Source organism: Rhizobium sp. BK591, from assembly GCF_014195045.1.
Taxonomy (GTDB): Bacteria; Pseudomonadota; Alphaproteobacteria; order Rhizobiales; family Rhizobiaceae; genus Rhizobium; species Rhizobium anhuiense.
The window spans coordinates 103,310-126,154 of sequence record NZ_JACIAZ010000011.1 but is presented as its reverse complement, the minus strand read 5'-3'; the positions used below and the strand labels follow the sequence as shown (position 1 = coordinate 126,154).

The following is a 22,845-nucleotide window of genomic DNA, read 5'->3' as shown; positions in this document are numbered from 1 at the left end:
AGCTGGGTCTCGACAGTGGGGTCCTGCGATGTCACCGGCTGGCGTTCGATCACCTTGATGTTCGTTCCGTCGATTGCGCTATCGAAGGCCTTCATGAAAGTTTGGCCGGTCTCCGTGTTCAGATACAGGAAGGCCACCTTTGCGTCGGGCTTGTTGATCTGAAGGTACGCAGCAAATGAGTCGGCTTCGGTTGAAAACGACGGTACGAAGCCAACCTCCCATTCGGGAGCGTTCAGGGAGACGACACCCGAATACATGAAAACGTTCGGCACTTTCTTCTGCGTGATATAGCGGCCGATTGCCAGGTTGTTTGGCGTCGCGGCTGTGCCGACGAGAGCAAATACCTGATCTTTTTCGACCATCTTGCGGACATTCGCCAAGGTGCGCTGGGGATCAAGGCCATCGTCTTCGATGACGAGATCGATTTTGCGGGTTTTGCCGTCGCCCATCTTGACGCCGCCTTCGGCGTTGGCCTGTTCGACCCGCGCCCGAATGCCTTCGGCGACGCCGCCGACGACCGCGACCGGTCCAGTCAGCGGTCCTGTGACACCAATTTTAATGGTGTCGTCGGTGACGCCCGGCGACGGTTCCGCTGCATTGGCATTGCTTGCCCCGAGCAGTGCCGCGACGGCCAGCGGCATCGCGCATCCTTTCAGTACAGAGATAAATCTCATATCAGTTCCTCCCTTGTTTCAATTTGGCGTCGGCTACTCGCCATCCTCCGAAAAGTCATCGAGAGCCATTTTTCGATGAAGCCAGTGACCCCATTGCGCGCGACCATCATGATCAGGATCAGCGCGAGGCCGTAGATCAGGTTGCCGAGGCTCAGGTTGATGTCAGATGCCCAGGTCGGGACGAAGACCATGAAGAGACCGCCGAGAAACGCTCCGACGATACTGGTGACGCCGCCGACAATGCTGCCGATCACGATGTTGATGGACAGGATTGCCAGGAACGACTCCGGGCTGATGAAACCGCTGATGATACCGAACACGCCACCGCCGAGTCCCGCGAGCGCCGAACTTGCGGCAAATGCCCAAAGACGGGTGCGTGTCAGGTTGATGCCGAGCGCCTGAGCAATCTGTGGATTATCCCGCTGTGCTCTAAGGGCGCGCCCGTTGTCGCCGAAGAGCATCAGCGAGACGAGCAGGGCACCGACACCCGCGCACGTAAGCGATATGATATAGAGCCACAGTTCGGGGCGATCCGAGAAGAAACTCGGAGCTTCGGGGGCATCGATCGAAAGCCCCGATACGCCGCCGGTCAGGCTTCTCATCTTGAGCAGCAGTTGCGGGAACGCGGCCGCAATGCCGAATGTAACGATGGCCAGTTGCAAGCCCTGAAGCCTGAGTGCCGGAAGGCCGATGACCAGCCCAATCGCGGCTGCCACCGCGGCTGAGGCAGGCAGCGTCACGAGCGGCGAGACGCCGTAGGTGGCGTTGAGGATCGCGGTAGCGTAAGCGCCGACACCGAACAGCGTTCCCTGTGCAAGGCAAATCTGCCCGGCGAACCCCATCAGCAGGTTCAAACCGAGAATGGCGATGGCGTAGGCGATGGCAATCGCCACCTGTTGCAACGCATATCCCGGCGCAAAGACTGGGATCAGGATCGCGACGATCGCAAAGAGACCGAACTTGAGAGTGGCCGCGCGGACTCCATCATTCATAGCTTTGTCACCTTATAGGAACCGAACAGGCCAACGGGCTTCACAAGCAGGATGACCAGGGTGAGGGCGATCGGCACTGCGATGCGCATGTCGGCGCCGATAAATGAGAGGTAGCTGGCACCCAAGCTCTCGGCGACGCCGACGGCGAGGCCGCCGACGATCGCGCCAAGCGGACTGTCCCAGCCGCCGAGCGTCGCTGCAGCGAGCCCGTAAAATAGGATTGGCGTCATCATTGTCGGGCTGAGAAACAGGCGGGGGGCAATCAGGATGGCGGCAAGCGCCCCGATGACAGCGGCAAAGCCCCATCCCAACATCAGCATGCGTTCGACGTTGACGCCGACAAGCACGCTTCGAGCATGGTCGAAAGCGGCCGCGCGCATCGACAGGCCAAGCCTGGTGAACCGGAAGATGATGCCCATTGCCAAAGCAATAACAAGAAGGATCGTCAGCGTGCCGATGGCGGAAGAGAGCACGCGAACCCCACCGATATTGAAGCCGCCGTCAGGGAAAAGGCTTGGGAACGAGAGCTGTTCGGCGCCCCACATCCACATGCACGCGGCTTGGAAGAGAACGAGGATACCAAGGGTGATAACGACGATTGCCTCCACCGGAGCGCTCATCATCGGCCGGATAATCAAGCGGAAAGTTACAATCCCAATAGCAAACGCCACAATGAGGCTCGCGAGGACGGCGAGCCAGAGCGGCGCACCCCAGTGCATCAACTGCCAGGCGACATAGGCGGAAAAGGTCGCCATCTCGCCCTGGCCGAAGTTGACGACGTTGGTTGCCCTGAAGATGAGGACGAGCGCCAGGGCCAGCGCCGCGTAAATTGCGCCCGTGGTCAGGCCGCTGACGACGAGCTGGAAGAAGAGGCTCATCAGGCAACTCCCAGGTAAGATTTCTTGATGTCTTCGTTGCCGATCAGCTCCTTTGCCGCACCGCTCGCGACGATCTGGCCGGCCTCGATGACGAAGGCCCGGTCGGCATATTGAAGGGTGATGTCGACATTCTGCTCGACCACGAGCAGCGTCATGCCGTGATCCTTGTTGAGCGTCTTGAAAATCGCCAGGATTTCCTGGGTGATCGAAGGGGCGAGCCCGAGCGATGGCTCGTCGCACATCAGAAGCTTCGGTCGGGACATGAGCGCGCGTGCCACAGCCAGCATCTGCTGTTCTCCGCCACTAAGGTTTCCCGCAAGCTGGTTGCGCCGTTCGCGCAGACGCGGGAATGTCTCGTACCAGCGTTCCTTGTCCTCCCTCACTTGGGATCGGTTGGACACGATCGTCGCTCCGAGCGACAGGTTTTCATCGACCGTAAACTCGGAGAAAGTCCCTCGTCCTTGGGGTATGTGCGCGATGCCGAGCGCGAGGCGCTTCTGCGCCACGATCTTGTCGAGCGCTTTTCCAGCAAAGGCAACCGAGCCCTTGAATGGGAGCAGTCCCGACACGGCGCGCAGGAGCGTTGTCTTCCCGGCCCCGTTGGAGCCGAGCAGGGCGACAAACTCGCCTTCGCCCACTGAGAACGAACAGTCGAACAGCGCCTGCGTCTTGCCATAGAATACGGAGAGGTTTCTGAGATCCAGCGTCATGCTGCCTTCCCGAGATAGGCGGCAATCACCGCGTCGTTGGATTTGATTTCGGAAGGGGTGCCTTCGGCCAGGTTACGGCCCAGGTGCAGCACAACGATCCGGTCACAAAGGCTCATGACCAACCCCATGTGATGCTCGATGAGAAGAATGGAGAGGTCCCGATTGCGTCTGATGCCATCGACGAGCGCCCCGAATTCGTGGACTTCGCCGTGCGTCAGCCCGCCGGCAGGTTCGTCGAGCAGAAGAATTTTTGGCTCGGCGGCAAGCGCGCGAGCAATCTCCATACGCTTCTGCAGGGGATAGGGAAGCGATCCGGCGGTGCGCGGGGCGAGCTCGGCCATGCCGACCTCTTCAAGCACTGCCATTGCCTTTTCGCGCGCGGACCGTTCCACAGCCCTTGCCCGGGATGGAGCGAAAATCGCTTGGGCGAACTTGCCGCCAAACCGATGATGCGCACCGAGCATGACGTTCTCCAGAACAGTCATGGACGCATAGATGCCAAGGTTCTGGAAGGTCCTCGCGATGCCCATTCCGATCATTTCGCGCGAACCGACGCCTTCGAGCGGCTGACCGCCAAGCATGATCGATCCGCTTGTGTAATTCACGAGCCGGGTCGCCGCATTGAGAAAGGTCGATTTGCCTGCTCCGTTTGGTCCGATCAAGCCGCAGATTTCTCCGGCCCTCACGGAAACCGACACATTGGTCAGGGCTTTGACGCCGCCAAATTGCACGGAGACATCACGCGCCTCAAGCACAAGACGCATCTCGGCGATGCTGCTGTCGTTCAATGATTTCCTCCTCCCGAGGCGGTCTCTCCACGGCCTGTCCATTTCTCTTGTTGACAGCCAATCCCGCTTTGGATACCTATCAGTATCCGAAGACGTTTCGGTATGTCAAGCATCAATCGCATGGCGATTGCTCTAGAGGAACGTCCTGAGAATGCATGCCGTCGGGTTGGAGAACATGACGGCGGGATTGGCGAAAACCCTGCGATGCAGGGTGAGGGAGGAAATCGATGACGGGAACGAACACCGAGCTGACGGGCGAAAATCTCTATAGGGACCCCTATCCCGTCTACGCGAGGCTACGCGCGGAGGAGCCTGTGGCCTTCTTCGAAGGGACGAAAGAATATTTCATTACGCGGTTCGACGACTGCCGCACGATCGGCGGCAACGACAAAGCGTTCGGACCGTCGGGTTCGGCAGACCGCCCCGAGGCCCGCGTCATGGGCATGCCGAACGTCCTGACCATGTCTGGGGAAGATCATCAGTGCCTCCGCCAGGGTATCGACGAGAATCTCACGCAGGAACGCGTGCGTTCGTTCGTCGAAGGCCTGACGCGCCCGGTCGTGCAGCGTTACATCGACGCCATCAAGAAGAATGGTGAAGCAAACCTGACGACGGAACTCTTCGAGCCAATCTCGGTGCGGTGCATTGGCGATGTCATCGGCCTGACGGAGACGCCAAACGAAACTCTCGTCGAGTGGTTCCACGCGATGGCGCTGGGTCTGCAGAACGTCAGCAATGATCCGGCCGTATGGAAGCGACTGGACGATGCGCTTGCCGACATTGACAAGCAGATGGGCGATCTTTACCAGGCGTGCCTGTCGAAGCCCAACCACTCGCTGCTCAGCCATGTCATGTACGGCGGAATGCCAAAGGGCGAGGTTCGAAGCTGGGAGGAGATTTCTCCGACCATGCGCGTCATCATCCTCGGTGGCCTCCAGGAGCCAGGCCATGCAGCGGCGAACGCCTGCACGGGTCTTCTTTCAAATCCCGACCAGGCGAAACTCATGGCGGAGCAGCCGCAGGAAAACGCGATGCGCGCCTTCGACGAGGGTCTGCGCTGGATCGCCCCGATCGGCGTAACACCGCGCATTGCCAAGCAAGATTTCGGGATTGCCGGCACGGTCATCCCTGAGGGGTCATCCGTCGCCATCGTCATGGGGTCGGCCAACCGCGACGAGATCCGTTTCGAAGACGCCGACCGCTTCGACATGTTCCGCAAGAAGAAGCAGCACCTGTCATTCGGGTTCCGTCCGCACTTCTGTTCCGGCCACTTCCTGTCCCGTGCGATGGGCGAGATTGCGCTTGCCGAAGTGTTCCGGCAGTTGCCCGATCTTCGCCTCGATCCGTCGCGGGAGGTCAAGGGCAAGGGCTGGCGGTTCCGTGGCATATCCGACCTCCCCGCGAAGTGGAATGCGTGATGTCGCTGATCATCGACTGCCACGGCCACTTTACGACCGAACCGCCGGAGCACCACGCCTTCCGCGCGGCGCAAGTCGCCTATGCGGAAGGAAAGTCTTCCGTGCTCCCTGTCTATCCGGGAATCCCCGATAAGCAGTTGTACGACATCATTGAGGCGAACCAACTTAAAATTCAGCGCGAGCGCGGCTCGCATGTGACGCTGCTCAGCCCCCGTGCCTCCGGTATGGGACACCATGTACCGGGGCTGTCGGTCGCCAAGGAGTGGTCGCGCCTATCGAACGACAATATTGGCCGGATCGTCGACATGTTCCCGGATAATTTCGCGGCCGTCTGCCAGCTTCCCCAGACGGTCGATGGCGACCTGTCTGAGGTCATCGAGGAGTTGGAGCGCTGCGTCGAAAACGGTTTCGTCGGATGCAATCTCAACCCCGACCCGTCAGGCGGGCGTTGGAGTGCGCCGCCGATCTACGATCCATGGTGGGACCCTATGTGGGAGGCCATGGTTGCCCTCAGGGTCCCCGCGATGATCCACGTTTCGAGCTCCTGCGAGCGCTGCCTTCACATGACGGGCGCGCACTACATCAACGCGGATACGGCGGTGTTCATGCAGTTGATTCAGGGAGACCTGTTCGAGCGCCATCCGGAACTCAAGCTCATCATACCGCACGGAGGCGGGGCTGCGCCGTATCACTGGGGCCGCTATCGCGGCCTGTCGATGATGCTCGAAAAGCCCGGCCTCGACACGCACCTTATGAACAATGTCTTCTTCGACACCTGCGTCTATCACCAGGCGGGGATCGATACGCTCTTCCGCGTCGTCGACACCAAGAACATCCTGTTCGGCTCCGAGCTGCTCGGCGCTGTGAAGGCGACCGATCCGGAGACCGGGCACCCGTTCGACGACACCAAGAGATACATCGACCATCTCGCCCTCGACGACGAACAGAGACACGCAGTCTTCGAAGGAAACGCACGCCGGGTCTACCCACTCTTGGACAAGAGATTGCGCGAACGCGGCCTTTGAAGCGTCGCAACTGAATAGGGAGAAATCACATGGTTTCCAGCCGACATCTGAGCCTCGCTGGCGGGGCGCAAGGATTCAACTGGCTCCCGGTCTTCGTGGCCGAAGAGCATGGAATTTTCGCCAAGCACGGGCTGGTGATCGAATACAAGAAGATGGGCACCGTCGACAAGGCGACCACCGCCGTTCTCGAAGGCGAGGCCGATCTCGCGATAACGCCACCTGAAGGTGCCGTCTCGAACTTCGTCAAAGGCGGCGAGCTCAGGGTTATTGCCTCGAATTCCAATCGCCTGCCGATGTCGCTCGTCGCTCAGCCTTCGATCAAGACGATCAGGGACCTCAAGGGCAAAAAGGTCGGTACCTCGTCGCTTACCGAGGGCACGGCGATCTACACCCAAATGCTGTTGTCTAAGGAAGGCCTGCGGTATCCCGGCGACTACGAATTCGAACTTGCCGGCATCCACACCAAGCGCTGGGAAGCCCTGCAGGCGGGGGAAATTGACTGCGCCCCGCAGCCCGCGCCATGGAATTTCCTGGCCGAACGCGAAGGCTACAATCTGATCGGCGAAATCAACGATGTCATTCCCGAGATCGTCTTCGCCGCAGTCATCGGCCGCAAAAGCTGGTTGGACGGCAACCGCGATGTGGTCGCCCGTTTCCTCAAGGCGCTGTTCGAAGCCTATGCGATAACAAACGACCCGAGCCGCGACGACATCACGCTTCCGATTTTCCAGCGAATTACCACGAAAGACGATAGCGAACTCGCCTCGCGCGGCCTTCACTACATGCGCGACATGGGCATGTGGCCCGGCGATCTCTCCATTCCGCAAGCTGCGATGAATGCCACGGTCGACTTGATGATCCGCGCCAACCTGCTTGATGAGGCCGCCAGATCCAGCGCCGCAGGCGTGTTCGAGCGCAGCTTCCTCCTGGGCGCGGTCGGCTGGTTGAAATACGTTTGAATGCATCTCGGGAGGCTTCCAATGAAGGTAATGACCAAGACACCGCGGACGGATCGCGAGATATGCGAAGCCCTAGGCAAGCTGGGTGTCGCCACAGTCCATGAAGCGCAGGGCCGCAAGGGACTGCTGGCCCCGCATCTGCGCCCCGTGATCGAGGGCGCGCGCATCGGCGGGACGGCGCTCACATGCGAGGTGCCACCGGGTGACAACTGGATGATCCATGTCGCCCTTGAGGTCGCGCAGCCCGGCGACATCCTGGTCGTCACACCGACCTCGCCATGCACGGACGGATATTTCGGCGATCTTCTCGCGACATCGTGCAAGGCTCGCGGAATTCTGGGTCTGGTGATCGATGCCGGCGTACGCGATGTCGCCGACCTCAGGTCCATGAACTTCCCCGTCTGGTCCAAGGCGATATCGGCGCAGGGCACCGTCAAGGAGACGCTGGCGAACGTCCAGGTCCCCGTGGTCTGCGCCGGAGCCTATATCGAGCCGGGCGATGTCATCGTCGCCGATGACGACGGCGTCTGTGTGGTCAAGCGCGACGAGGCGGCGTCGGTTCTGGAGAAGGCCCGAAAGCGTCAGAAGATGGAGGAGGAGAAGCGTGGCCTCTACGAGTCGGGCCAGCTGAGCCTCGACATTAACAACATGCGTCCGCAGCTTGAGGCGAAGGGCCTGATCTATGAATAAGGCAACGCAACTGCGCATACCCCGGCGCGTCGTCACAGGAATTAGCAACGGCAAGTCCGTCTTCATCAGCGACGGCCCCGCACCCAATGCCCACGTGTACGATTCCGTGCCGGGCCATCTTACCTCCGTCCTTTACGCAACGTCAGCGAAACCCAGCCTTCCGCAGGGTCATGCGGAGCAGGCGCCGCCGCAAATCCTGATCACCCCCGAACCGGGCCAGACGAAGCTGATGATCGTCGTCTTCCCGCCGGACTCGGTATTCGCGACCGTCGATCCGGCTGCCGCCTTCGAAGAACAGGCGGTGCATATCCCCGGCCTGATCCAGGCATTCGAGCCCGACGCCCCCGGTATGCACACCACCAACACAGTGGATTACGACATTGTCCTCGATGGCGAGGTCTGGCTCGAACTCGACGACGGCGCCGAAACGCTGCTGAAGCAGGGCGACGTCGTCGTCCAATGCGGCACGCGCCATGCCTGGCGCAACAAGGGCGATAAGCCCGCGACCATGTGCTTCGTCCTCATCGGCGCTGAAAGAGAGTCATGACAATGACGCGGGAGGACAACAATCGCTTCTTCGACTGCATCATCGTCGGCGGCGGGCACGGCGGCGCGCAGACAGCGGCAGCGCTCAGGCAGTCCGGGTTCACGGGATGCATTGCGCTGATCAGCGCCGAGCCGGAAGTCCCCTACGACCGCCCTTCGCTGTCGAAGGAATATCTCGCAGGCAAGAAATCCTTCGAAAGGATGCATCTCAGGCCGCCGGATTTCTGGACTTCGCGACAAGTGGAACTGATGCTGGGCAGGCGTGTGACCATCGTCGATGCGGCAGCCCATGTCGTCGTCACGGACTTTGGCGAACGCTTCTCCTACGGCAAGCTTGTTTGGGCGGCTGGTGGCGAACCGAGGAAGCTTTCCTGCCCCGGCAGCGAGCTGGCCGGAATCTGCTATATCCGCAACAAGGCGGATTGCGACGCGCTCGTCGAAGTCCTTCCCGGCGCCGAAAGGATCGTGATCGTCGGCGGCGGCTATGTCGGTCTCGAAGCGGCAGCGGTGTTCCGAGAGATCGGCAAAGAGGTCACTTTGGTCGAGGCGCTCGACCGCGTACTCGCGCGCGTAGCCGGGGAGCCGGTATCGAGGTTCTACGAAGCCGAACATCGTGCACATGGCGTTGACATTCGCCTCAACTCCGGCGTCGGCTCTCTGGAGGGTTCCAACGGCCGCGTCAAGAGCGTAGTACTTGCGACCGGCGAGACGATCCCCGCCGATATCGTCGTGGTCGGCATAGGTATTACCCCTTCAGCCGGCCCGCTGATCGAGGCGGGCGCGGAAGGCTCAAACGGTGTGGATATCGATGAGTTTTGCCAGACATCCCTGCCGGACATCTACTGCATCGGAGACTGCGCAAGGCTGAGACATGGCCGTGGCATTCGCATTGAATCCGTACAGAACGCTACGGATCAGGCCACCACCGCCGCCAAGGCGATCTGCGGCGAACTCAAGCCCTACGATGCGACGCCCTGGTTCTGGTCCAACCAATACGATTTGAGGATCCAGACAGTTGGTCTCAACTACGGCTTTGACAGCGTGGTGACACGCGGTAGTCCCAACAGCCGAAGCTTCAGCGTCATCTACCTGAAGGACGGGGCGGTTCTGGCCCTCGATTGCATCAACGCACCCCGCGATTACGTGCAAGGACGAAAGCTTGTCGACAGCTCGGCGAGGATCGACCGCGACGCCCTGTCGGACACATCGAAACAACTCAAGGAACTTGGCCCCGAAGTGCCGTGAGGCATTCGAGGGCCGGAATGAAGTGGAGGAAAAAATGTCTATGATATCGGTGCGTACGCGGGACGGAGAGCTGCATAGTTTCGAGGGAAGAGTGGGCGCTTCGCTGATGGAGAATATCCGAAACGCGGGCTTTGATGAGCTGCTTGCAATGTGTGGCGGGTGCCTTTCCTGTGCCACCTGCCACCTTTACGTCGAGGAATTGCCAGAGACCGCAAGCCTGGCGGCGCCCTCGATCGACGAGAGCGAGTTGCTGGAAGGCTCCGACTACCGCCAAGAGAACTCGCGGCTTTCCTGTCAGATCCCCTTTGACGAGACTCTCAGTGGAATCGTCGTTCGCATTGCCCCCGAAGAATAGCAGCAGATCGTCTCGCATCACGGGCGGATCTCGAGGATCATACGCTGAGCGGCGAGCCAAAATCACCGTTTAGTCGCACTCGAAGCGGATGCTCCAAGCGATAGTCGAGCGACTTCCGGCAGTCAGATATTTCATGGCTGAATTTCGGGCTGAAGAACGCATCAATTAAGACTTCGTCCGCGCCCATGGCACTCCTAGCCATGGGCGTTGCGTCATTCCGCTCATTTATTCGATAACACAGGTCACCTTCTAGTTTGCAGGCGATCTCGCTATCTGACACAAACCGTTCGAGCGGCCTTAGCCGCATGTGGACGGGTCCGTCTCCACAACCTATCGCGCGCTGAATGTAGTCGGGCGACCTCTGAATGAACTATCCAGAACGCGCAACGGCAGCCTGCCGGTGAAGGTCTTATGGCTGCCGAGGAATGCGTTTCTTTGACAGTATTTCTTCAGTTGGTGGCGGCACTCATCATCGAACTTAGGCCAGCCTCGGAAGCAGGCCGCTGACCGACTCTTTGGCGTCGCCGTAGTACATGCGGGTGTTTTCCTTGTAGAACAGCGGGTTCTCGATCCCGGAATAGCCGGTACCCTGGCCGCGCTTGGAGACGAAAACCTGCTTGGCCTTCCAGACCTCGAGCACGGGCATGCCCGCGATCGGTGAATTCGGATCTTCCTTTGCGGCCGGATTGACGATGTCGTTCGAGCCGATGACGATGACGACATCGGTCTCGTGGAAGTCGTCGTTGATCTCGTCCATCTCCAACACAATGTCGTAGGGCACCTTGGCTTCCGCGAGCAGGACGTTCATGTGGCCAGGTAGGCGGCCTGCAACCGGATGGATCGCAAAGCGCACGTTCTTGCCGGCTGCGCGCAGCTTGCGGGTGAGTTCCGAAACCGCACTTTGAGCCTGCGCGACCGCCATGCCGTAACCTGGAACGATGATGACCGAGTCGGCGTCGTTGAGCGCTGCGGCAACGCCTTCGGCATCGATGGCAACCTGCTCGCCCACGACTTCCATCGCCGGGCCCGAGGCATTGCCGAAGCCGCCGAGAATGACCGACAGGAACTGGCGGTTCATTGCCTTGCACATGATGTAGGAGAGAATCGCGCCCGACGAGCCGACGAGTGCTCCGGTTACGATCAAGAGGTCGTTGCCGAGGAGGAAGCCTGTCGCCGCCGCCGCCCAGCCGGAATAGGAGTTGAGCATCGAGACGACGACCGGCATATCGGCGCCGCCGATCGCCATGACGAGATGAGCGCCGATGACAAAGGCGATCAGCGTCATCAGGTAGAGCGACCATGAACCCGCGCCATTCATGTACATGATCATCAGCGCAAGCGACACGAGCACCATCAGGATGTTGAACATGTGCCGGCCGGACAGGATGAGTGCCTTGCCGCGGATGTGGCCGGAAAGCTTGCCATAGGCGATGATCGAGCCGGTGAAGGTCACCGCACCGATGAACACGCCGAGGAAGATTTCCGCTTCATGGATGATCTTTTCCGCATTGGTGGCGAACTCATGCGCCGTCATGTCGGAGTTGAGGCCGATCAGCACGGCAGCAAGGCCCACGAAGGAGTGTAGCGCTGCTACGAGCTGCGGCATGCCGGTCATTTCGACGCGCTGCGCCAGCAACGTGCCAACGACAGCACCAACGACGAGCATGATGAGCAGGACAACGGAAAGCCCGACGCCTGGCCCGAGGATGGTCGCGAGTATGGCTATCGCCATGCCGACGATGCCGTACCATACGGCGCGCTTGGCACTTTCCTGACCGGAAAGGCCGCCGAGCGAAAGGATGAAGAGAACGGATGCGGCGATGTAGGCCGCGGTCTGGATACCGATAGACATGATTCTGATCCCCGGGCCGGCGTCACGACTTTTGGAACATGTTCAACATGCGCCGGGTGACCATGAAGCCGCCGACGATGTTGATGGTGGCGATCGCCACCGAAATGGCGGCAAGGGCTGTCACCAGCCAGCCACCCGCTGTGATCTGCAGCAGCGCACCGATGATGATGATCCCGGAAATCGCGTTGGTCACCGCCATTAGCGGCGTATGCAACGAATGGCTGACGCCCCAGATCACCTGGAAGCCGACGAAGCAGGCAAGCGCGAAGACGATGAAATGGCCCATGAAGGCCGACGGCGCATAGGCTCCGATAAGTGCCATGAGCAAGCCGCCGACGACGAGCAGGCCGACCTGCTGGCGCGTTGCCGACTTGAAGGCGGCAGCCTCGGCGGCACGCCGTTCTTCCGGCGTCAGCTCCTTGGCCTTTTCTTGTCGTTTCTGGGCTGCAATCGCCTGGATCTTTGGCGGTGGCGGCGGATAGGTGATCTCGCCTTCAAAGGCTACAGTGGCTCCGCGAATAACATCGTCTTCCATGTTATGGACGAGAACGCCATCCTTCTTCGGGGTCAGGTCCGTCATCATGTGGCGGATGTTCGTCGAATAGAGGGTCGATGCCTGCGCGGCCATGCGGCTCGGGAAATCGGTGTAGCCGATGACGGTGACGCCGTTCTCGGAAACGATCTTCTGATCCGGAACAGTCAGGTCGCAATTCCCACCGCGTTCGGCCGCAAGGTCGACCACCACGGAGCCCGGCTTCATCGCAGCGACCATGTCTGCAAGCCAGAGCTTCGGCGCATCGCGGCCTGGGATTAGCGCAGTGGTGACGACAATGTCGATGTCCGGCGCGATCTCGCGAAACTTCTTTAGCTGCGCTTCGCGAAATTCCGGGCTCGACGGGGATGCATAGCCACCCGTTGTCGCGCCGTCCTGCTGCTGCTCCTTGAAATCGAGGAAGACGAATTCTGCACCCATCGATTCGATCTGCTCGGCCACTTCCGGACGAACGTCGAATGCATAGGTGATGGCCCCGAGCGAAACGCTGGTGCCGACGGCGGCAAGACCGGCGACGCCTGCGCCTATGACCAGAACCTTGGCCGGCGGGATCTTGCCGGCCGCAGTAACCTGGCCGGTGAAGAAGCGGCCGAAATTATTGCCGGCCTCGATCACGGCGCGATAGCCTGCGATGTTGGCCATGGAGGACAGCGCGTCCATCTTCTGGGCGCGCGAAATGCGCGGCACCATGTCCATGGCAATCACGTTTGCACGCGTTGCCTTCGCTTGCTCAAGAAGCTCCTTGTTCTGCGCGGGATAGAAGAAGGAGATCAGCGTCTTGTTGCTCGAAAGCTTTGCTATGTCGCTCGGCTCCGGCGGGCGCACCTTGGCGATGACGTCTACGCTTGCAAAAAGTGCTTCAACGCTGTCGACGATCCTGACGCCGGCTGCGCGATAGGCGTCGTCGGAGAAGCCGGCAAGTTTGCCGGCGCCGGTTTCGATGGCACATTGATATCCGAGTTTCTGAAGCTGGGTGGCGCTGTCCGGCGTCATCGCGACGCGTGCTTCCCCCTCAAGCCGTTCTCGTGGTGATCCAATGATCATGTAATTCCCCTCTTAGAAAGTTGCTGATCGTCAATAGATGACAACACCCCTGACACTCTTTCCCGAATGCATGAGCTCAAAACCCTTGTTGATGTCTTCGAGCGGCATGGTGTGGGTGATCATCGGATCGATCTGGATCTTGCCTTCCATGTACCAGTCGACGATCTTCGGAACATCGGTGCGGCCGCGGGCGCCGCCGAAGGCCGTGCCCATCCAGCTACGGCCGGTGACGAGCTGGAACGGACGCGTCGAAATCTCCTGGCCGGCGCCGGCAACGCCGATGACCACCGACTTGCCCCAGCCGCGATGGCTGGCCTCCAGCGCCTGGCGCATCACCTTGGTGTTGCCGGTGCAGTCGAAGGTGTAGTCGGCCCCGCCGATCTGGTCGGCGCCGCGCTTCGTCATGTTGACGAGGTAGGGCACGATGTCGTCGCCCACCTCCTTCGGATTGACGAAATGCGTCATGCCGAAGCGTTCGCCCCAGGCCTTCTTGTCATTGTTGAGATCGACGCCGATGATCATGTCGGCGCCGGCAAGCTTCAAGCCCTGGATGACGTTCAAACCGATGCCGCCGAGGCCGAAGACAACAGCGGTTGCGCCCATCTCCACCTTGGCGGTATTGATGACGGCGCCGATGCCGGTGGTGACACCGCAGCCGATGTAGCAGATCTTGTCGAAGGGGGCGTCGGGATTGACCTTGGCGACGGCGATCTCCGGCAGCACGGTGTAATTGGCGAAGGTCGAGCAGCCCATATAGTGATGGATCTTGTCCTTGCCGATCGAAAAGCGCGAGGTGCCGTCCGGCATCAGGCCCTGGCCCTGGGTCGAGCGAATCGCGGTGCACAGATTGGTCTTGCGCGAAAGGCAGGAGGGGCATTCGCGGCATTCGGGGGTGTAGAGCGGAATGACATGATCGCCCTTCCTGACCGAAGTCACGCCCGGACCGACATCGACGACGATGCCGGCGCCTTCATGGCCGAGGATTGCCGGAAACAGGCCTTCCGGATCGGCGCCTGAGAGCGTGAAATCGTCGGTGTGGCAGATGCCGGTTGCCTTGACCTCGACCAGCACTTCGCCGGCCCTCGGGCCTTCGAGCTGAACGGTCATGACTTCCAGCGGTTTACCGGCGGCAATGGCGACGGCGGCGCGTACGTCCATTAGATTTCCTTTCGATGATTGCCAGAATTGCCGCGGTGCGGCCTTGATTGCGAGTGTCAGGTCGCGGAAGAATAAGGAGTGCGTCGGCTGAAGGTTCGCGGTCCGCAAATGGGCGAGCTTGGCCGCGCGGGTGTACCGCAAACGAGCGAGATTGCAGGCGAAAGCATTGACAGATCCTCCCGATGCGCGCTTACGGTTTTATCTCCGTCCTCCAGCCGCATGGATCTTCGTTAACATACTGATTAGAATTTGCATACTAAAAAGTATCCGAAATAGTTGGAAATTTCACCCGGCCGCCATCCCCGGGTCGGGCGACTATGGAAGCTGCGAAGCGGCCGGTGAAGCGGCTATTTGTTCTGGGCAAAGCGTTTTCTGATGCGCCTATACAGAAAAGGTACCGTCGCGCGACAGCGACGGTACCTTTCTCGCGAAATGACCCTGCGGTCGGGATTGCGTTCAATCAGCCTTGGTGCTCGCGACCTTCCACCTGGATCACGAGATCGACGTCGTCACCGATCATCCCAAGTGCTGCCTTCATGCCGAAATCGCTCCGCTTGACCTTAGTTGTCGCGCTGAAGCCGACAACGTGGCTCTTGTCCCAGGGGTTCTGACCTTCCTTATTGAACTTGACATCCAGCGCAGTGGATTTCGTGACGCCCGCAATCGTTAGGTCGCCAGTAATTTGGCCCGTGGTATCGGAGGTCTTCTTGAACTCCTTGCCGACGAAGGTGATTTCCGGAAATTCCGTCGCATTGAACCAATCAGCACCCTGGATGTCGCCGTCGCGTTGCTTGTTGTTCGTCGAGATCGAACCGACCTTGACCTTGACATCAAGGCTGCTTCCCTCGGGCTTCGTGGCGTCGAAGTCGAAAGCGCCTGAGAATTCCTGCGCGACCCCAATCACTTTCGAGAAGCCCAGGTGGTCGATGTAAAACGCGATTCCTGAATGGACGGGGTCGATGTCGAACTTGGTGGCCCAAGCGGGCGACACTGCCTCGGCGAGCGACGTCATAGAAAGCAACAAAGCTGCAAGTCTATATTTCATTTTCATTCTCCTCCTCAGGTTAAGCTGGAAAACTCGATCCATAGTCCAGGAACGCGACAGCGACCGCCAACGCGGCCGGAAGCACAGCCAGGGCTACATGGACGAAAAGGCGCGGAAACTGCCGGGATACGCCAAGCATCCGGCAGATACCCTCCGAGAACACTGGCAGCACGACGCAGAGGCCGAGGATCGCAATGGCGACGGGATCGGCTTTGCGCGTGATCAACACCACGGTGAAAGCGACGGAAATCAGTCCACCCAACACGCCGATCGATGAGGCGCCGCCAAAGCGGAAAACGGGGTTGACGATGTGTACCAGGAGAATTCCCAGGCAACCGGCTGCGAACATCAGACAGAGCTGAAACGAGGAGGACGATGCGCCGAGAAGGGCTATCGGCGCGAAGCCGAGCGCAAGCACGGCAACGACGCCGCCCCGCTTTACGTCATCCTCCGCGCGAGCCGACATCCCGCGCAGGATGAGCCACATTATAGCAACGCCCACCGTCGCAGCAGCCACCACTTCCCACGTCGCCACTCCCAAACGAGGCAGACCGATATAAAATGCGGCTGCCACAGGCTGAAGAAAGGCAACAACGCGAACCGCGCGTTGGGCGGCGATCTCGACCGCAAACCCCACTGCCGTCCCGATAACAATCACGTAGAACAGCTTGTTGACCGCCCCGACAGGCGGAAACGCCGGCACCTTGTTGTAGACGAGCCAATAGGCTGCCAGCAATGCAGCAGGCATCAGGAGGTCGGTAGGGCGCATCAGGCCGCGCCAGCGCATCAGGCCCGACGCGAAAATGCCGACGAGCATCATGACGAGCAGGGACGCGGCCAACGCCTCCTGCGGAGAGTTGCCAAATCCAAGCATGCGACGTTTTCCGAATTGCGAAAATGTATCCTGCGGCGTCCGGCACGCCAGCGCGTGACAGCCGGCACCAAAGCAGCCAGCGCCCTAACGTCCGGGTTGCATGCTCCGACAGATCGCTGTCATTCTACTTTTGCTCATAGTCCCCCCAATAACCGCATGCTCCTCAACAGCGGTCGCCACTTTCAGTTTGGATACCGAGTAGTTTTCACATACTAAATGGTTTCCGAATGAAAGCTAGTCTCCGAATTTTTGGATGTCAAGCGCGCTATGGACGCAAAAGCGGGTGCTTTCCCCGCTGCATGGCGACTTCGGTGATCGATAGATTGTTGAGACGTTAACGGCGCGCGGGACGGCTGACGGTAAAGCCGTGCGTTTGTCATGCCGTGTGGCAGATGGTCCCGGTCAGGCCTTTACCGGGACGCCGGATTTGGTTGCTCGCGACGACCGATACATGTCGTGCAAAACGACCCGGACCATGTCGCCAGGGGCTCCCTCCCTGAGGAAGCTCGAAATACCGCCATAGGTAAGTTCGAGAACGATACCGCCAATATAGAACGGGCTCGCGGGGGGCTGCATGACGAGATCCAACTTCTCGATAAGGATCTTGCCGACGCCCTCCCACTGATCCCGGAACAGCTTGATGTGGCGATCTCCGAGTGTGTGATCATGCTGTGCCATGCGCAGCAGCTCGATCGCCAGCATTCCCCACCGCCGGTCATCGCCGCGGTTGTTCGCCCAGGTCGCGAGAACGTCAATGAGCTCCATGGGATCATCACAGTTCCCGAGAAGTTCCGTCAACTGAACCACGTCGCCACCGGCATTGCCGGCAAGAAGCTGGAGGAAGATGTCTTCCTTATTGGCAAAGTTCGAGTAGAACGCGCCCTTCGAATAGCCGGCCTCCTCGGCGATCCGCTCAATCGAAGCCCCAGCGTAGCCGTACCGTGCCATGACCTCATAAGCGGACGCTAGAAGCTTCTCTTTCGTTCGAGCCTGACTTTGCTCACGTGTCAGCCGTGCCATTCGCAATTCCCGTTCGTGCGTATCCAGACACCGAGGCGTACCTCAAAATGCACCGGTTACACAAGAGCCGTCGAGAGACAAATGAGCCCCCAAAAGATCGGATATTCCGGCCCCATCTTCTGCCAACGCCAATTCAGGCCGTTGATTTTTGTAACCGCGTAGCCCGAACCGAACAGCACCAGGGCACCGACGACGGCCGCAATCCTGGGATAGACAGAAAAAATCAAACCCACGGCGGCACACGCCTCTGCAACCATCGCAAGACCGACGAACAGCTTCGCTGGCTTGAAGCCAGCCGCGTCGAACGTTCCCTCTGCCTTCTCATAATGGAGGCCCTTGCCGATCAGGTGGGGGATAAACCAGACGCCGCAGAGAATGCGGAGCCAGTCGACCAAAACGAAATTCATTTCTCCTCCTTCACACCGGCCTCTGCCGGGTCGGCGAGGATAGTTGCATTCCTCGCTTGCCTTTTAAGATACTAAACGGTATTCACAGTCCATATAGTATGTCAATACGGGGCAATCTTCGAGTTTGGGAGGAATACCGATGGAAATGATGCGTGCCGCGCGGCTCCACGCCGTGGGTCAGCCGATGAGCATTGACGAGGTCGAACGTCCAAAGGCCACCGGGAGCGATGTAATCGTCCGCGTAAAAGCCTGCGGAATGGTTCCGAACCTGGCGAATGTTCTGGCTAACTGGGAGACCTGGTATCCGCAAATGCCGCTGCCGCCACGGCCTGCGATTCACGGTCTTGATCCGAGTGGTGTGGTTCACGAGGTCGGTCCCCAAGTTGTCAGCATCAAGCCGGGCGACAGGGTCTATGTGAATCCCGGGCGTTTCTGCGGAGCATGCCACCATTGTTCTTCCGGCAAACCGCAGGCCTGCGAATATTGGACGCTTGGCGGGTACTTCGGCTACAACCCCAAAAGCATGGACATGTTCGCCCGCTATCCTTACGGGGGCTTCGGCGAATTCATGCTGGCCCCGCAGGCGCAGGTCGTCAAAATCCCCGACAACATGACCTTCGTCCAAGGTTCCCGCATGGGCTATCTCGGTACGTCCTACGCCGCCCTCAAGAAGTGCGGACCGCTGATGGGCAAGACGCTAATCATTAACGGCGCAACCGGAACACTGGGTTTGGGTGCCACACTGTTCGCGTTGGCGATGGGTGTTGCCAGGATTTATGCCGTGGCCAGGGGCGAGGCGCTGCTTGAACGGCTGAAAGCGATCGCGCCGGATCGCATCGTCACCTTCTCGAACGTGAAGGGATCATCGGGAGCATTCGTCAAGGAGCAGACGAACGGGAGCGGAGTGGACTTGATGCTCGATACGCTCGGCGCCAAGGCGCCGCTCGACTCCATGCTGGACGCCATGGGCGGCGTCAAACGGGGCGGCCGCATCATCAACATCGGTGGCACATCGGGCGCTTTGCCTGTCGACGTCAAATGGTGGATGGACGAGCAGATGGAATTGATCGGCTCGGTATGGTTCACGGCCGCGGAAGGCATGGAGATCGCGGCGATGGTCGAAGCAGGGATCATCGACATGTCGGTCATGTCGCCGATGGTGTGGCCGCTGGAGAAGATCAATGACGCCATTTCTGGCGTCGGGAAGGACGAAGGCGGATTCACCTATTACGCCGTCGAACTGTAACGGAGTTCCAATTGGCCCACACCTGGCGGATCACTGTCGAGCGGCTCGAGGAATGCCCCTTCGGCCGCCCATTTGAGGTGGCATGCGGAGCGACTGGATCGTTAATCGGCTACCTGCCGTTCTGAAGGCCGGGCGTGGTGTCCGGCCAAATAGGAGGAAGATGCAATGGCAAATGTCGGCATACACCCCCATGTCGATGGGGGATTGAGGACGGGAGGTGCCCCGTTCGCCGGAGGCACTCTCGTTTGCGAGTGCACCACGAACCCGGTCAAGGTGAAGATCAAAGGCGATATCGCCCATAATCATGCCTGCGGCTGCACCAAATGCTGGAAGCCGGTGGGCGCAAATTTCTCCATCGTTGCGGTAGCGCCCACGGAAGCCGTGGAAGTCGTTGAGAACGGCGATAAGCTCGTGGTCGTCGATGCAAATGCCCTGATCCAGCGACATGCCTGCAAGGAGTGCGGTGTTCATATGTACGGGCCGGTGGAGCGGGATCATCCGTTCAAGGGTTTGTCCTTCGTCCACCCCGAGCGTTTCGAAGAAGAAGGATGGGCGGAACCCGGCTTTGCCGCGTTCGTATCCTCAATCATCGAGGCAGGGTATGCCCCTTCGAAGATGGACGCAATTCGTGAACGTCTAACCGAGCTGGGCCTTGCACCCTACGACTGCCTCTCACCGGGCCTGATGGACTACATCGCCACGTGGACGGCAAAGAAGAACGGCGTTCTGACCGTTTAGACCTGCAAAGAGCCGGACGAACGTCCGGCTCGAATTCTCCGTACTGAAAAGGCTGTCCGCCATGGTTTCGGTTCACTAGCGCAGGCGGACTGATTGGCCCTCGCATCGTCTGTCAGAAGGCGATTTGGGCGCAGGCGACCAGCAAGCAATCCTCCGAGTTCCAAACGGCTCCCCGAGGATGAATCGCGACGGCGCATTTAATTCAGTGCATTTTCGTCTTGCTTGACATACCAATAGGTTTTTCGATACCAACTAGTATGTGTTCTTGATCTCAACCGTTAAGCAACCAACGGACTGAGGCCACACTGGAGGATGTCGCAAGCTAAGGGAGCAGTATCATGGCTGCAGGTGGAGGAGCCCCGAGGAGCCTCGAAACATTGATCAACGAAGCGGGCGGAGCGGTGAAGCTGCTGCGCGGGTCGAATATCGGCCCCTATGTCTTTCCGGGCATACCTCCGGAATTCACCAACTGGCGCGACGAGGTGCAGTCCTGGAAGGATAGCGTCGCGCTTCTGGAGCAATCCTATCACATGACCGAACTGCATTTGCGCGGGCCGGAAGTGATCCCCTTCCTGTCGCAGTTCGCGCTCAACAAGTTCGATCCATTTCAGGTGCGCCGCGCCAAGCAGATCGTCCTTACCGGTCATGACGGCAATTACATCGCCGACGCGATCCTGTTCCGCGAGGAGGAGGAGTTCTTCCGCGTCGTCGGCGCGCCGTTTGCGAGCGATTGGCTGCTCTACAATGCCCAAAGCACATCTTTGAACGTGACTGCCGAGAAGAATGACAACTGGTCGGTCCGCCAAGCGCCGCGCGATGTGTTCCGGCTCCAGATCCAGGGGCCACAGGCATTGGCTCTTATGCAGGACGTGACGGGCAACACGCTGCCGGACATCAAGTTCTTCTTCATCGGCGAGTTCCGGATCGCCGGCAAAAACGTGCGGGCGTTGCGGCATGGTATGGCGGGCGCGCCGGGCTTCGAACTCTATGGCAAATGGGACGACCAGCAGGCTGTGCGGGAAGCGCTGGAAAGAACAGGCGAGAAATATGGAATGCGCAAGATCGGCGCGCTTGCCTACTCCACGACGGCCCAGGAATCCGGCTGGATGCCCATGCCGCTGCCGGCGATCTATCACAGCGCCGAAATGAAGCCTTATCGCGAATGGCTCAACAACTACTATCTGGAATCGATCGCGTCGCTCGGTGGCAGTCACGTCTCCGACCGCATCGAGGACTATTATGTCGACCCCATCGAAGTGGGTTATGGCGGCCTCATCGATTGGAACCGCGACTTCGTGGGCCGGGATGCGCTCAAGGATCGGGCAGCCAACCAGAGGCGCACGAAGGTGACGCTCGTCTGGAACGACGATGACGTTGCCGCGACGATCAAGGCTTCGCTCTTCGACCACGAAAAGCCTGGCCGCTTCATGGCTCTTCCCACACCCATGTATGCCACATTCGAATCCGACGCTGTTCTAAGCAACGGCAAGCTCGCGGGCGTCTCGCAATGGTCGGCCTATTCGGCGAATGCAAAGCGCTTCATTTCGCTTGCGCTTGTCAATCTTGAAGACGCCACCCCCGGCACGGAACTCACGCTCCTCTGGGGCGAGCCGAATACACGCCGGCGCACGGTGGACCGCCATGAGTTGCGCGAAATCCGCGTGAAAGTGGCGCCAGCGCCGTATTTCGACAAAGTCATCAAGACGGGCCGGCAATAAGTCGCGTCGAACATTTTGGCCGCCGCGACACTCAAGGTGGCGCGGCGGCTACAAGCTCCCCTGGGTAACTTCACCTGGCATTTCGCGGCGAGGGGGAGCTTCCTGTCGATCTGCAATATCGGCAATCGGCAAACTCACGAAATCGAGTTGGTGTTTGTGCCTGAATCCACATCGAACGCAACATTTCCTTCGTGCGAACCCAATAGCGCAACTGGCCGTGTTGGCTCAATTGCGCTTCTGCGCTTCTTTGGTGACCGGCTGCATGCGGTATGGTGTTCTTGCGACCGATCTTGCTCTGATGGTCACGCATCTGCTCCGCCAGATCGACCTTCAGGACAAGTTCGTCGAATTTTTTGGGCCGGGCGTTTCGATATTGACGGCAGGCGATCGCGCCGTTGTTGCCAACATGACGCCGGAATTCGGCGGCAACAGCGCCTACTTCCCGATTGATGGCCAGACGATCCAATATCTGCGGACGACCGGGCGCAGCGAAGATCACGTCAATTTTGTCGAACGCTCTGCCAAGCGTGTCGGCATTTGGTTCGATCCTTCCTCACAGCCGCGCTATACCTCCACGCTGCAAATCGATCTAGCGAGTATAGAGCCGAGTCTTGCAGGTTCCCGGCGCCCGCAGGATCGGATTCCCGTCAGCGAGACGCGCCGGCCATTGCCGGCATGAAGAAGGGATCGGTCGAGGTCGAGATCCTACGGGCCGGCGGCATCCTACCGCTGATTTTGAACAAGGTCGCTGCAAAGGCTTCGAACGATGTCGGCCAGTTCGTAAGAACAGGTACACTCGTCAGCAACTGACCGCACTGCCTTGCGTATTGCTATCATAAGAATACTCATGTAGGAGTATATGGCGAAGAACCCCCCATTTCTTCCGCACAAATAGTTTCGCAATTCATGG

The 22,845-nt window shown here is 59.6% G+C and carries 23 protein-coding genes and 1 pseudogene; 12 read left to right on the top strand and 12 right to left on the bottom strand.

Features of this window, described 5'->3' with window-relative positions; genetic code table 11:
• From FHX10_RS33535 to FHX10_RS33515, 5 genes are all read right to left on the bottom strand, one after another.
• Positions 1 to 641: ABC transporter substrate-binding protein (locus tag FHX10_RS33535; RefSeq protein WP_246781300.1), on the bottom strand; the 641-nt coding region annotated here is incomplete at its 3' end.
• 29 nt (positions 642 to 670) lie between these two features.
• A complete protein-coding gene (locus FHX10_RS33530) occupies positions 671 to 1,666 on the bottom strand; it encodes a branched-chain amino acid ABC transporter permease (RefSeq protein WP_113231950.1) in 996 nt (331 codons plus the stop codon).
• On the bottom strand, positions 1,663 to 2,544 hold the full coding sequence (locus tag FHX10_RS33525; protein ID WP_113231951.1) for a branched-chain amino acid ABC transporter permease: 882 nt from the start codon (positions 2,542 to 2,544) through the stop codon (positions 1,663 to 1,665). The genes FHX10_RS33530 and FHX10_RS33525 overlap by 4 nt, the downstream gene beginning before the upstream one ends.
• Complete coding sequence (locus FHX10_RS33520) at positions 2,544 to 3,254, bottom strand: ABC transporter ATP-binding protein (protein ID WP_112400468.1); 711 nt, start codon at positions 3,252 to 3,254, stop codon at positions 2,544 to 2,546. The genes FHX10_RS33525 and FHX10_RS33520 overlap by 1 nt, the downstream gene beginning before the upstream one ends.
• Positions 3,251 to 4,042: an ABC transporter ATP-binding protein gene (locus tag FHX10_RS33515; protein WP_112400467.1), complete on the bottom strand. Its 792-nt coding sequence runs from the start codon at positions 4,040 to 4,042 to the stop codon at positions 3,251 to 3,253. The genes FHX10_RS33520 and FHX10_RS33515 overlap by 4 nt, the downstream gene beginning before the upstream one ends.
• A gap of 227 nt (positions 4,043 to 4,269) precedes the next feature.
• On the opposite strand from FHX10_RS33515, the gene FHX10_RS33510 reads away from it, so the two are divergent.
• The 7 genes from FHX10_RS33510 to FHX10_RS33480 are packed head-to-tail and all read left to right on the top strand — an operon-like array spanning position 4,270 to position 10,280.
• Positions 4,270 to 5,460: a cytochrome P450 gene (locus FHX10_RS33510; RefSeq protein ID WP_113231952.1), complete on the top strand. Its 1,191-nt coding sequence runs from the start codon at positions 4,270 to 4,272 to the stop codon at positions 5,458 to 5,460.
• A complete protein-coding gene (locus tag FHX10_RS33505; RefSeq protein WP_113231953.1) occupies positions 5,460 to 6,485 on the top strand; it encodes an amidohydrolase family protein in 1,026 nt (341 codons plus the stop codon). The genes FHX10_RS33510 and FHX10_RS33505 overlap by 1 nt, the downstream gene beginning before the upstream one ends.
• Positions 6,486 to 6,514: 29 nt before the next feature.
• On the top strand, positions 6,515 to 7,444 hold the full coding sequence (locus tag FHX10_RS33500; protein ID WP_113231954.1) for an ABC transporter substrate-binding protein: 930 nt from the start codon (positions 6,515 to 6,517) through the stop codon (positions 7,442 to 7,444).
• Between the two features lie 21 nt (positions 7,445 to 7,465).
• Positions 7,466 to 8,134 carry a 4-carboxy-4-hydroxy-2-oxoadipate aldolase/oxaloacetate decarboxylase gene (locus FHX10_RS33495; protein ID WP_112400463.1) on the top strand — a complete coding sequence of 223 codons (669 nt, stop codon included), beginning with the start codon at positions 7,466 to 7,468 and terminating at the stop codon, positions 8,132 to 8,134.
• Positions 8,127 to 8,681, top strand: a complete 555-nt coding sequence (locus FHX10_RS33490; protein WP_112400462.1) for a cupin domain-containing protein — start codon at positions 8,127 to 8,129, stop codon at positions 8,679 to 8,681. The genes FHX10_RS33495 and FHX10_RS33490 overlap by 8 nt, the downstream gene beginning before the upstream one ends.
• Positions 8,678 to 9,925 carry an NAD(P)/FAD-dependent oxidoreductase gene (locus FHX10_RS33485; RefSeq protein WP_246781299.1) on the top strand — a complete coding sequence of 416 codons (1,248 nt, stop codon included), beginning with the start codon at positions 8,678 to 8,680 and terminating at the stop codon, positions 9,923 to 9,925. The genes FHX10_RS33490 and FHX10_RS33485 overlap by 4 nt, the downstream gene beginning before the upstream one ends.
• Before the next feature lie 34 nt (positions 9,926 to 9,959).
• Entirely contained in the window at positions 9,960 to 10,280 is a 321-nt protein-coding gene (locus FHX10_RS33480) for a 2Fe-2S iron-sulfur cluster-binding protein (protein WP_112400461.1), read from the top strand.
• 478 nt (positions 10,281 to 10,758) lie between these two features.
• On the opposite strand, the gene pntB is transcribed toward FHX10_RS33480, so the two are convergent.
• The 7 genes from pntB to FHX10_RS33445 all read right to left on the bottom strand — a co-directional run bounded on the left by pntB (position 10,759) and on the right by FHX10_RS33445 (position 18,233).
• Entirely contained in the window at positions 10,759 to 12,132 is a 1,374-nt protein-coding gene (pntB, locus tag FHX10_RS33475; RefSeq protein ID WP_112400459.1) for a Re/Si-specific NAD(P)(+) transhydrogenase subunit beta, read from the bottom strand.
• A gap of 22 nt (positions 12,133 to 12,154) precedes the next feature.
• A complete protein-coding gene (locus FHX10_RS33470; protein WP_113231955.1) occupies positions 12,155 to 13,729 on the bottom strand; it encodes a Re/Si-specific NAD(P)(+) transhydrogenase subunit alpha in 1,575 nt (524 codons plus the stop codon).
• Between the two features lie 30 nt (positions 13,730 to 13,759).
• The gene (locus FHX10_RS33465) at positions 13,760 to 14,887 is read right to left on the bottom strand and encodes an S-(hydroxymethyl)glutathione dehydrogenase/class III alcohol dehydrogenase (RefSeq protein ID WP_113231956.1); all 1,128 of its coding nucleotides are present in this window, start codon (positions 14,885 to 14,887) and stop codon (positions 13,760 to 13,762) included.
• A 460-nt stretch (positions 14,888 to 15,347) separates the two neighbouring features.
• Positions 15,348 to 15,932, bottom strand: a complete 585-nt coding sequence (locus FHX10_RS33460) for a YceI family protein (protein ID WP_113231957.1) — start codon at positions 15,930 to 15,932, stop codon at positions 15,348 to 15,350.
• 19 nt (positions 15,933 to 15,951) lie between these two features.
• Positions 15,952 to 16,806 (bottom strand): hypothetical protein, encoded by an 855-nt coding sequence (locus FHX10_RS33455; RefSeq protein WP_112400455.1) that lies wholly within the window; start codon positions 16,804 to 16,806, stop codon positions 15,952 to 15,954.
• Positions 16,807 to 17,208: 402 nt separating this feature from the next.
• Positions 17,209 to 17,826, bottom strand: a complete 618-nt coding sequence (locus tag FHX10_RS33450; RefSeq protein WP_112400454.1) for a TetR/AcrR family transcriptional regulator — start codon at positions 17,824 to 17,826, stop codon at positions 17,209 to 17,211.
• A 56-nt stretch (positions 17,827 to 17,882) separates the two neighbouring features.
• The gene (locus tag FHX10_RS33445; RefSeq protein ID WP_112400453.1) at positions 17,883 to 18,233 is read right to left on the bottom strand and encodes a DoxX family protein; all 351 of its coding nucleotides are present in this window, start codon (positions 18,231 to 18,233) and stop codon (positions 17,883 to 17,885) included.
• A 139-nt stretch (positions 18,234 to 18,372) separates the two neighbouring features.
• Between FHX10_RS33445 and FHX10_RS33440 the strand changes: the two genes are divergently transcribed.
• The 5 genes and pseudogenes from FHX10_RS33440 (at position 18,373) to FHX10_RS35520 (ending at position 22,745) form a co-directional block, all read left to right on the top strand.
• Entirely contained in the window at positions 18,373 to 19,479 is a 1,107-nt protein-coding gene (locus FHX10_RS33440; protein WP_112400452.1) for an alcohol dehydrogenase catalytic domain-containing protein, read from the top strand.
• A 165-nt stretch (positions 19,480 to 19,644) separates the two neighbouring features.
• Positions 19,645 to 20,217, top strand: coding sequence for an S-(hydroxymethyl)glutathione synthase (gene gfa / locus FHX10_RS33435; RefSeq protein ID WP_113231958.1), 573 nt, complete (start codon positions 19,645 to 19,647; stop codon positions 20,215 to 20,217).
• 338 nt (positions 20,218 to 20,555) lie between these two features.
• Positions 20,556 to 21,935: an aminomethyltransferase family protein gene (locus tag FHX10_RS33430; RefSeq protein WP_112400450.1), complete on the top strand. Its 1,380-nt coding sequence runs from the start codon at positions 20,556 to 20,558 to the stop codon at positions 21,933 to 21,935.
• A gap of 250 nt (positions 21,936 to 22,185) precedes the next feature.
• A pseudogene (locus tag FHX10_RS33425) lies at positions 22,186 to 22,628 on the top strand (aconitase family protein); the annotation flags it as partial.
• Positions 22,611 to 22,745, top strand: coding sequence for a hypothetical protein (locus FHX10_RS35520; RefSeq protein ID WP_281413933.1), 135 nt, complete (start codon positions 22,611 to 22,613; stop codon positions 22,743 to 22,745). The pseudogene FHX10_RS33425 and the gene FHX10_RS35520, both read left to right, overlap by 18 nt.
• The last annotated feature ends 100 nt before the right edge of the window (positions 22,746 to 22,845 follow it).